General features: G+C 37.7%; 11 protein-coding genes. 8 read left to right on the top strand and 3 right to left on the bottom strand.

What is annotated here, in order from left to right:
- Positions 1 to 192 precede the first annotated feature (192 nt).
- Positions 193 to 345 (bottom strand): YpzG family protein, encoded by a 153-nt coding sequence (locus V7150_RS24015; protein WP_335523267.1) that lies wholly within the window; start codon positions 343 to 345, stop codon positions 193 to 195.
- 292 nt (positions 346 to 637) lie between these two features.
- Here V7150_RS24015 and fabG point away from each other — a divergent pair, with 292 nt between their 5' ends.
- The 6 genes from fabG (at position 638) to V7150_RS23985 (ending at position 5,404) form a co-directional block, all read left to right on the top strand.
- Complete coding sequence (gene fabG / locus V7150_RS24010) at positions 638 to 1,402, top strand: 3-oxoacyl-ACP reductase FabG (protein ID WP_335523263.1); 765 nt, start codon at positions 638 to 640, stop codon at positions 1,400 to 1,402.
- A gap of 22 nt (positions 1,403 to 1,424) precedes the next feature.
- The gene (locus V7150_RS24005; protein WP_335523262.1) at positions 1,425 to 1,874 is read left to right on the top strand and encodes a MaoC family dehydratase N-terminal domain-containing protein; all 450 of its coding nucleotides are present in this window, start codon (positions 1,425 to 1,427) and stop codon (positions 1,872 to 1,874) included.
- The gene (locus tag V7150_RS24000) at positions 1,871 to 2,272 is read left to right on the top strand and encodes a MaoC/PaaZ C-terminal domain-containing protein (protein WP_335523260.1); all 402 of its coding nucleotides are present in this window, start codon (positions 1,871 to 1,873) and stop codon (positions 2,270 to 2,272) included. The genes V7150_RS24005 and V7150_RS24000 overlap by 4 nt, the downstream gene beginning before the upstream one ends.
- A gap of 129 nt (positions 2,273 to 2,401) precedes the next feature.
- The gene (locus tag V7150_RS23995; protein ID WP_335523258.1) at positions 2,402 to 3,607 is read left to right on the top strand and encodes an acyl-CoA dehydrogenase family protein; all 1,206 of its coding nucleotides are present in this window, start codon (positions 2,402 to 2,404) and stop codon (positions 3,605 to 3,607) included.
- Between the two features lie 25 nt (positions 3,608 to 3,632).
- Positions 3,633 to 4,406 carry an SDR family oxidoreductase gene (locus V7150_RS23990; RefSeq protein ID WP_335523256.1) on the top strand — a complete coding sequence of 258 codons (774 nt, stop codon included), beginning with the start codon at positions 3,633 to 3,635 and terminating at the stop codon, positions 4,404 to 4,406.
- 137 nt (positions 4,407 to 4,543) lie between these two features.
- Positions 4,544 to 5,404 carry a GNAT family N-acetyltransferase gene (locus V7150_RS23985; protein ID WP_335523254.1) on the top strand — a complete coding sequence of 287 codons (861 nt, stop codon included), beginning with the start codon at positions 4,544 to 4,546 and terminating at the stop codon, positions 5,402 to 5,404.
- A gap of 66 nt (positions 5,405 to 5,470) precedes the next feature.
- Here the strand turns inward: V7150_RS23985 and V7150_RS23980 are convergent, their stop codons facing one another.
- Both V7150_RS23980 and motA read right to left on the bottom strand, forming a co-directional pair.
- Positions 5,471 to 6,214, bottom strand: coding sequence for a flagellar motor protein MotB (locus V7150_RS23980; RefSeq protein ID WP_335523252.1), 744 nt, complete (start codon positions 6,212 to 6,214; stop codon positions 5,471 to 5,473).
- Positions 6,198 to 6,995 (bottom strand): flagellar motor stator protein MotA, encoded by a 798-nt coding sequence (gene motA, locus V7150_RS23975; protein ID WP_335523249.1) that lies wholly within the window; start codon positions 6,993 to 6,995, stop codon positions 6,198 to 6,200. The genes V7150_RS23980 and motA overlap by 17 nt, the downstream gene beginning before the upstream one ends.
- Before the next feature lie 373 nt (positions 6,996 to 7,368).
- On the opposite strand from motA, the gene V7150_RS23970 reads away from it, so the two are divergent.
- On the top strand, positions 7,369 to 8,208 hold the full coding sequence (locus V7150_RS23970) for a CheR family methyltransferase (protein WP_335523271.1): 840 nt from the start codon (positions 7,369 to 7,371) through the stop codon (positions 8,206 to 8,208).
- Positions 8,180 to 9,217, top strand: a complete 1,038-nt coding sequence (locus V7150_RS23965) for a protein-glutamate methylesterase/protein-glutamine glutaminase (RefSeq protein WP_335523246.1) — start codon at positions 8,180 to 8,182, stop codon at positions 9,215 to 9,217. The genes V7150_RS23970 and V7150_RS23965 overlap by 29 nt, the downstream gene beginning before the upstream one ends.
- The last annotated feature ends 211 nt before the right edge of the window (positions 9,218 to 9,428 follow it).

Below are 9,428 nucleotides of genomic sequence, written 5' to 3'. Positions count from 1 at the left end.
AAAAAGCTAACGCTTTTCCTTCGTGAGAAGTATTGCTTCCGAAGCTTATTCTTATGAAAGCGAGAATATCTCAAAGTAAAAATTTCTTATAAAAAAGAAAGACCCTTTCCCAAAATTATTTTCGAGAAGGGTCTTTTCTCCAAACAGCAGTACATTTCAATAACTGCCGTTTTTCGTTTCGATACCAAGTCGTTACCAGCGATGTGCCTTGGTATTGCTCCTTAAGATGATCGCATCATGCGTCAATTGAGTTTGTCCGTTTACCTGTGACCTGGCAAACTTTGGACGCGTCGTATGGTGGTGAAAGAGTTCTGAGTGTGGATCCAAATGATCTTTGTAGCCCATCAAAAATCACCTCATCATAGGATACTTTGAAACGATGATATTCTTATGAATATCATTCTTATCATTTGTAATTAGACAAGAAAATAAACTAGAAAGATGAAACTAATCAAATTCCACCTTGTGTTATCTGAACTTTCGGAATAAAATAAAAGTAACATACCAACCGGTAGGTATGCTTCCGGTAATTCTTGCATATTTTTTTAAGTAGTATAAAGATAGAGTTCAAGAATAAAAGTTAAATGTAAGCATAATCCAATAGGAATTATTATTTTTTAGATCAGGAGGAAAAAATATGACAGGCAGATTTGCAGGGAGAGTTGCATTGGTTACAGGCGGAAGCCGGGGAATTGGAAAGGGAATTGTTGACCTTTTTGCACAGGAAGGCGCAAAGGTGGCCTTCATCGATTTAAATGAAGAGGCATTAAGCACGACAACGTGCGAGTTAAAAGAAAAAGGTTATGATGTCTATTCAAAGGTCGCTAATGTCAGCGATGCCGTTCAGGTGGAAAACGCCGTCAAAGAGGTTTACGAGACATTTGGGTCTGTTGATATTCTTGTCAATAATGCAGGAGTAATCCGCGATAATCTGTTATTTAAAATGACTGATTCAGATTGGCAAACCGTTATGGATGTACATTTAAAAGGATCCTTTAATGCTGCTCGTGCCGTGCAAAAATATATGGTTGAACAAAAATATGGCCGGATCATCAATATATCTTCAACATCTGCTCTTGGAAATCGAGGACAGGCAAATTATGCTGCGGCAAAAGCAGGCTTGCAAGGCTTTACGAAAACATTAGCAATAGAATTAGGTAAATATGGAATTACAGCAAACTCAGTTGCACCTGGATTTATTGAAACTGAAATGACGAAGGAGACAGCTGCAAGAATCGGGATTTCTTTCGAGCAATTTATTCAGGCAAGCGTTGCCGCAATCCCGGTTGGCCGCACTGGAAAGCCGGAGGATATCGCCAATGCTGTTGCCTTCTTTGCTGATGAAAAGTCATCATTCGTTAATGGTCAAGTTATCTATGTTGCCGGAGGGCCAAAAAATTAATTGAAGATGAGGTGATGATCAATTGTTCAAGAATCAAATAGGCAAACATTCGAGCAAGGTAAAAAATGTTGTTGAAAGAGGAGCGGTAAAGAAATTTGCGGAAGCGATTGGCGACCTTCATCCTATCTATTTTGATGAGGATACAGGAAGACTTTCCAGATACAAAAATAATATTGCACCGCCCACATTCCCAAGGGTATTTGATTATGGTGCCATTGAAGGATTAAATCTCCCAGATAAAGGCTTGATTCACGGAGAACAAACATTCCATTACGTACGGCCTTTATTTGTTGGGGAAGAAGTTTACTGTTACTCAATCGTGAAAAAGTATTTTGAGAAAAAAGGGAACTTTGGTCAAATGGGGTTCCTCGTGCTTGAAAGCTTCGGTGAAGATTCGAAGGGAACTACAATTTTTAGTTCAACCTCTACAATTGTCATTTCTGAAGCAGTGAGGAAGGTGTTGACTAGATGAGTACGGTGGCGGAATTACAAGTCGGTGAATTGCTAAAGGAAATTCAGCTTAAGCCCGTCTCTAGGCTGGACTTGATTAAGTATGCCGGTGCTTCTGGCGATTTTAATCCGATTCACACGATTGATGATGAGGCGGAAAAAGCGGGATTGTCAGGAATTATTGCCCATGGCATGTGGACGATGGGAAATTTGGCGAAGCTATTTACCAAATTTTATGAGGATGGGTTTATTCGTGACTACTCTATCCGCTTTAAAGGCATGGTGTTTTTAAATGATGTTATTACGCTTAAAGCCACTTTAAAAGAAAAACAGGAGCATGTGCTGCGCTTTAATGTCCAAGCAGTAAACCAACAGGGGAATGAAGTTTTAAAGGGTGAGGTAATGTTCCACCACTATTAAACGGATAAATGATTTGTACCTAGCAACAATAAGGCATTCCCTATTGCTGCTGGGGTTTATTTTTGTCATGGTGGGATCTCTTTTTCCAGACATAACAGGATAATGAGAATCTATAAAGGAGGAAATAAAATGAATTTCAGCTATTCCGAAAAAGTAATAGAGTTACAAAATAGACTGACAGAATTTATGGATGAATACATCTATCCAAATGAAAGTGTATATGCAGAACAAATTGATAAAAAAGAGCCTTTTTCAAAGGTTCCACCGATTATGGAAGTACTAAAAGAAAAAGCAAAACAGAAGGGATTATGGAATTTGTTTTTACCAGAAAGTGAATATGGGGCCGGCTTAACCAATGTTGAATATGCACCACTTTGCGAGGTAATGGGCCGGTCGGCGATTGCCCCGGAGGTATTCAATTGTGCTGCCCCTGACACGGGAAATATGGAGGTTCTTGTCCGTTATGGAACGGAAGAGCAAAAAGAAAAATGGCTCAGGCCTTTATTAGATGGTGAGATACGTTCGTGTTTTTCGATGACGGAACCGGATGTGGCCTCATCAGATGCTACTAATATTCAGGCAAGTATCGTTCGCGATGGTGACGAATACGTCATCAATGGAACAAAGTGGTGGTCTTCAGGTGCAGGGGATCCCCGCTGTAAAATTGCCATTGTCATGGGGAAAAATGATCCATTTGCTCCAACACATGAACAGCAATCGATGATCCTTGTCCCTTTTGATGCACCAGGGGTAACCATAAAAAGAATACTGCCTGTTTTTGGATATGATCATGCGCCGCATGGCCACGCGGAAATTGAATATACTAATGTCCGGGTGCCGGCCTCCAATATGATATGGGATGAGGGTAAAGGCTTTGCGATTGCGCAAGGGCGGCTTGGACCGGGAAGAATTCATCATTGTATGAGATCGATTGGCGCCGCAGAACGAGCTTTAGAGGAATTGTGCAAGCGTGTTCAAAGTCGGACTGCCTTTGGTAATAAACTATCCGAGCAAGGTGTCATCCAGGAATGGATTGCGGAGGCAAGAATTGAAATTGAACAAGCTAGATTGCTCACGCTTAAATCAGCTTACATGATGGATACCGTTGGAAATAAAGAAGCAAAGGCTGAAATTGCAATGATTAAAGTGGTTGCTCCAAAAATGGCATTAAAGGTTATCGATCATGCGATTCAAGCCTTTGGGGCTGCTGGTGTCAGTGAAGATACACCGCTTGCAGCAAGCTGGGCCAATATTCGCACACTCAGACTGGCAGATGGTCCAGATGAAGTTCACAAGCGGGCAATTGCCAAATACGAATTAAAAAAATATCGATGATTCTTTTTCAAAAGGGGGAAGTACGATGCATGTGAAACAGCTTTTTGATTTAACTGGAAAAGTAGCAATTATAACAGGCGGCGGCAGGGGTCTTGGACAGCAAATTGCTGAAGGATTTGCGGAAGCAGGGGCAAACGTTGTGGTCTGTTCGAGAAGACTTGAAGCTTGTTATGAAGTATGTGAAGGCCTGAAAAAGCTTGGGATTAAGAGCTTTGCTATAAAATGTGACGTAACAAACCCGGAGGACGTTAGAAATGTTGTTGAACTAACAATGGAGAAATTTGGTCGAATCGATATTCTTGTTAACAACAGCGGTGCATCCTGGGGGGCTCCAGTTGAGGAGATGCCGCTGGAGGCCTGGCAAAAGGTAATGAACGTCAATGTTACAGGGACATTTTTAATGTCACAAGCTGTTGGAAAAGTGATGCTCGAACAAAAATCAGGTAAAATCATCAATATTGCTTCGGTTGCTGGATTAAATGGTATCAATCCTAGAGTGATGAATGCGATTGGTTATAATGCTAGTAAGGGCGCAGTTATTACATTTACAAAGGATTTAGCCGTAAAATGGGGGCCGCACGGTATCCATGTTAACGCGATTGCTCCAGGATTTTTCCCGACGAAAATGTCTAAAGCTATCATTGATCATGGTGGTGAAGCCATTCTTGAAAGTACCCCGTTAAGAAAATTTGGCTCGGATACTGACCTTAAGGGGGTTGCGTTATTTTTAGCGGCACCTGCATCGGACTTTGTGACTGGTGACGTGGTGATTGTTGATGGCGGGGGGCATGCAATGTAGGGGAGAAAGGTTAAATGTAAAAAAAACAATAAGGGTACCATGACCCATTATTTTTAGAATTTCTTATAAGGGGCTTTCCTAACTTGGACAGCTCCTTCAGATTTTTTAAAGTTAAAAATCATTAAGGGAGCAATTTTATGAAAATTACATTTAAAAAATTATTCGAATGTACAATCGAAGACATACTCATTGCCTGGAATAAGGGATTTGAAGGCTATTTTGTTCAAATGGACATGACTGCTGAACTATTCTTTAACCGCATGGTAAATGAAGGATTATCCTTAAATCATTCCATAGTTGCGTTCGACCGAGAAGAACCGATCGCCATTGTATTAAATGGATTTCGTATGATTGACGGGAAGAAGACAGCTTGGAATGGAGGAACTGGAATTGCAACAAACTATCGCGGAAAAGGTGTTTCGATATTGTTAATGGAAGAGGTTCTAAAAATTTATGCTGAGGAAGATATCGAAATGGCTACCTTAGAGGCTATAAAGGAAAATGTACGAGCTATTCGCTTATATGAAAAGTTTGGTTATAGTATAACGGATTCGCTCGTATTTTTAAGTGGTTATCCCGAGAAGAGATTACCTTGTAACACTAGTATCCAAAACAAGACCATTCGTCCGGAGCAACTTGCAAAATATAATTTTTATAAAGAAAATGTTCCTTGGCAATGTCAGTGGCAAAGTGTAAAATCTGGTGAAGCTCAAATCTATCTAGACAAGGAGCAGAACACTTTAGGCTATTCTTTGTTTAAAAGAGTTTGGGGTCAAGAAGGAAATTTGGAGAAGGTATTTTTATTTCAATTAGAACTTTGTGGTGAAGTATCTGAAGAGATTATTCAAGCAGTTTTCTCTTCCATTTCTGAAGGGAAAAGTAGTCCTATTAATTTTATAACGATTAACGGATCAATTTCAAATCCAGTCATTCAATACCTATTAAACCATGGGTTTAAGGTAACCACTGAGCAGGTTCAAATGGTGAAAAAAATATAAATAAAAGTCAGCTTCCAAAAGAGGGGGGAGCTGACTTTTATTAATTAATGACTATCAAAAAAACTATTAGTATTTTCGTAAGATAATAATATTTACACGCCTATTTGCCTGTTTATGTTCTTCTGTATCATTTGGATAAAGAGGTTGAAATTCTCCATATCCAACAAATTGCAGCCGATTTTTTGCAATATCTTTTGCTTCAAAATAATGAAGGACACTAACAGCTCTAGCAGAAGAAAGTTCCCAGTTTGATGCAAACTTCGCAGTTTTAATCGGAACATTATCCGTATGGCCCTCAATACTAATTGGATTTGATACGGTATTCATTAACCCTACAAAAGCATCTAACATACTTAAAGAACTATCCTTCAAATCTGCGCTGCCAGTATCAAAAAGAATGATATCTTTTAAGGAAATCTCAACCCCTCGTTTTGTATCAGTAAGAGTAATCATAGTTTCCAAGTGGTTGTCAACAATATACTTATTTAATTGCTCCATTAACTGATTGAGTTCTATTTCTTCTTTACTTAGTCCAGGTTCAGGTTCTTGAACAGGAGCAGGTTTATCAGGCTGCTTAACGGGAGTAGTAATTGAGAGACCTGCTGCTTTACTGTCAATTTTTGTACCAGTTAATTCAGATTTGAAAGATTCCATAATTGATTGGTATTTTGCTTTATCAAGGTTACTTGAAGCAAATAAAACAATAAATAATGCTAATAAAAGTGTTAGGATATCTGCATATGGTATCAACCAAGATTCATTAATATGCTCTTCCTGCTCTACTTCAAATCTCTCACGCCGTTTTCTCATGTATTTTTTCCTCGATTTTCTGCTCGTACTTTATGCGTTCCTTTGGTGAAATATAAACGGTTAGTTTCTTTTCTAAAGAACTAGGTGAAATCCCTTTATAAATAGCTAACAAGCCGTCAATCATTAAAAGCTTTAATTCTTGTTCTTTTTTTGAAAGTCGTTTTAATTTATTTGCTATCGGGTGCCAAAGCACGTAGCCTGAAAAAATACCAAGCAATGTTGCAATAAAAGCAGCTGAAATCGAATGCCCTATTTTATCTACATCAGTAATATTCCCTAGTGATGCAACGAGTCCAATAACAGCTCCAAGTACACCTAATGTTGGGGCATAAGTGCCTGCTTGAGTAAAAATAAGTGCACCTGTTTTGTGTCGCATCTCGATTGCTGCTACCTCATCTAATAAGACCTCTTCAATGAACGCAATATCATAACCATCAATAATTAGTTCAAGTCCTTTTTTGAAAAAGGGGTCTGTCATATTAGAGGAAATTTCCTCAAGCGCAAGAATACCTTCTTTTCTTGCAATTTCCGCACATGCTACTAACATTGAAATTTGCTCTGCTTTTGAAGGCAGTTTTTGTTCCAACATCGCAATTTTAAGCAATTTAGGAAACTGTTTAATTTCACTAAATGGGAAAGCTACCAAGATTGCAGCAGCCGTTCCTCCAAAAATAATTAGGTATGCTGCAGGATTGTATAGTGCAGCTAGTGAAGCTCCTTTTAACACCATTCCGAGCCCAATTGAAAGAAGTGCTATCAAAATCCCAATAATACTTGACATCGTTTTCTCCTTTTAATTTTATTTGAAAATGTTTGATAATGTCATTGTACGTCAATAGGTAAAATTCGACAATAACGTTTTTTTGATTAGTGCATTTTATTTTGAAAAAAAGTTGGATACCGACATCAAAAATATTTATGTGAATATTCGTTTAAATAAATTAATAAATAAAAAAATAATTGTGGTATCAAAAAATTACTGAAGGTATTTAAGGGTTAGGTAGATTTCAAGCCAACAAATTGTTTATGTAAATAGATAAATATAATTTGACGCGAGTCTATTTATCCAGTAATTTTATACTAACAAATAAGAACTAAAAACTTAAAGCCTCTCCATATTATTGGTTATATAGAGGAAGTAAAAGGTGATAAACATGCAAGATAACGGATTAGTAAAATTAAGTCAAATTATTTATGAATATTGTGGATTACGATTTGCAGAGCGGCTTTATACCCTTAAAGAAAAAGTTTCAAAGCGGGTAGCGGAGCTCGGCCTTACTCACTGGGAGTATTGTAAATACATAGAAAAATCACCTTCTGAATGGGATGTTCTTGTTGAGTTATTAACAATCAATGAAACATATTTCTATCGGGAAGAGAATCAATTAAACGAGTGTTGTTCATATGTTTTGTCCCTTATGATGAGAGAAAATAGAAATCGTCCTATACGAATATGGAGTGCAGCATGTTCAAGCGGAGAGGAACCCTATTCCTTGGCCATGTTGATTCAAGAAACGGGGAAATTTCTACCTGGATCGGTAGAGATAATTGCAACGGATATTGACAAAATGGTTCTTCAAAAAGCCAAAAAGGGATGGTATCATCATGGTTCGTTTGCTTTCAGAAGAACCCCTGAACATCTCTTAAAGAAATATTTCCTAAATGAAGCTAGCGGTTACCAAATTCATCCCTCTATTCAAAAAATGGTCCAATTTCAGTATTTAAATCTCCTTGATCAAGATAATATATCTCAATTAGGTGAGGTTGATATCATTTTTTGTCGAAATGTTTTGATATATTTTGATCACGAGACGACCAAGCAGGTTATCCGAAGTTTACATCAAAATTTAGCAGCTGGTGGGTATTTATTTCTTGGCCACGCTGAATCCATTACAGATATGACCCTTGGGTTTAAAAAAGTGGATTCAGAAAAGACTTTTTATTATCGAAAGGAATCTGATCAGAATGAAACAGTACAGTGTATTAGTGGTTGATGATTCTGCATTTATGAGAAGGGCCATTAGCAATATGCTGGAAGAGGATCCACAATTTCATGTGATTGGTATTGCAAGGAATGGGGTTGAGGCTGTTGAAAAGGTTCAACGACTAAAGCCTGATCTTGTTACCATGGATGTGGAAATGCCAAAAATGAATGGTTTGCAGGCATTGGAGCAAATTATGCAATCAAACCCAGTTTCAGTGGTTATGTTAAGCTCTCGAACCGGTGAAGGGGCAAAGGAAACATTACATGCTCTGGAGCTAGGAGCCGTTGATTTCTTTTTAAAAGAAAATCTAATCGGACCTCAGAATGGTGTTAATCATAGTCAAGAATTTTTTATGAGATTAAGAGGGATTGTGGAAGCTAAACTTCCTCGTGAAGCAAAAGTGGTTTACTCAGAGCGAAAAGAAGTAAGAAAAAGGATTAGCCAGAGTACGGATCTTATTTTCATTGGTTGTTCTACTGGCGGCCCTTCTGCTTTACAAACAATTCTCCCTCATTTTCCAGCGAATTTACCGATTCCAATAGTCGTTGCCCAACATATGCCACCTGGTTTTACAAAACCTTTGGCTGAGCGGTTTAATAGCCTATGTCAACTTAATGTTAAAGAAGCACAAAATGGTCAAATAGTAAGGAAGGGGACAATTTATATAGCACCTTCGGGTTTTCAAACTCGGTTTGAAAAAAAACCAGATGGCACTGTTATTTTTAAAGTGGATAACGATGAAGCTGTAGAAGCTTTATACAAACCTTCTATTGACATAACACTTAATTCAGCAGCGCCCATATTTACCGATCGGCTATTGTCTGTAATTTTAACAGGAATGGGAGTAGATGGTATGCAAGGATGTGGAATCGTAAAAAAATACCATGGCAGCGTGTTTGTAGAATCAGAGGATTCCTGTATTGTGTATGGAATGCCCAAAGCGGTTTTAGAAGCAGGATATGCTGATAGACAATTTTCGCTTTCACAAATGTATCAAGAAATAATGTCCTTTATATAGTTTAGATAAGATAGATTGTTTCAGTTTGAAATAACATTTTCTTTAATAAGTACTTAATAATGTATAGAAAATATTTACAGCATCCATAATATGGCGAGTGACTACGAACTCGAATTTAAATACGAATAAAAAACTATCAAAAAAATATCAAAAACTAGTATTTAGAAGATTATTATTCATGTTTAAGTTAGTAAATAATAACTCTTTTGAT

This window comes from Neobacillus drentensis (genome assembly GCF_036965245.1).
Taxonomy (GTDB): Bacteria; Bacillota; Bacilli; order Bacillales; family Cytobacillaceae; genus Neobacillus; species Neobacillus drentensis_G.
Note: the sequence above shows the minus strand (reverse complement) of the source record. Positions and strands in the feature narration are given on the sequence as shown.

Coding starts and splice junctions, on each gene's coding strand:
- V7150_RS24015 (WP_335523267.1), bottom strand. CDS start 345: ATGGGCTACAAAGATCATTTGGATCCACACTCAGAACTCTTTCACCAC.
- fabG (WP_335523263.1), top strand. CDS start 638: ATGACAGGCAGATTTGCAGGGAGAGTTGCATTGGTTACAGGCGGAAGC.
- V7150_RS24000 (WP_335523260.1), top strand. CDS start 1,871: ATGAGTACGGTGGCGGAATTACAAGTCGGTGAATTGCTAAAGGAAATT.
- V7150_RS23995 (WP_335523258.1), top strand. CDS start 2,402: ATGAATTTCAGCTATTCCGAAAAAGTAATAGAGTTACAAAATAGACTG.
- V7150_RS23990 (WP_335523256.1), top strand. CDS start 3,633: ATGCATGTGAAACAGCTTTTTGATTTAACTGGAAAAGTAGCAATTATA.
- V7150_RS23985 (WP_335523254.1), top strand. CDS start 4,544: ATGAAAATTACATTTAAAAAATTATTCGAATGTACAATCGAAGACATA.
- V7150_RS23980 (WP_335523252.1), bottom strand. CDS start 6,214: ATGAGAAAACGGCGTGAGAGATTTGAAGTAGAGCAGGAAGAGCATATT.
- motA (WP_335523249.1), bottom strand. CDS start 6,995: ATGTCAAGTATTATTGGGATTTTGATAGCACTTCTTTCAATTGGGCTC.
- V7150_RS23970 (WP_335523271.1), top strand. CDS start 7,369: ATGCAAGATAACGGATTAGTAAAATTAAGTCAAATTATTTATGAATAT.
- V7150_RS23965 (WP_335523246.1), top strand. CDS start 8,180: ATGAAACAGTACAGTGTATTAGTGGTTGATGATTCTGCATTTATGAGA.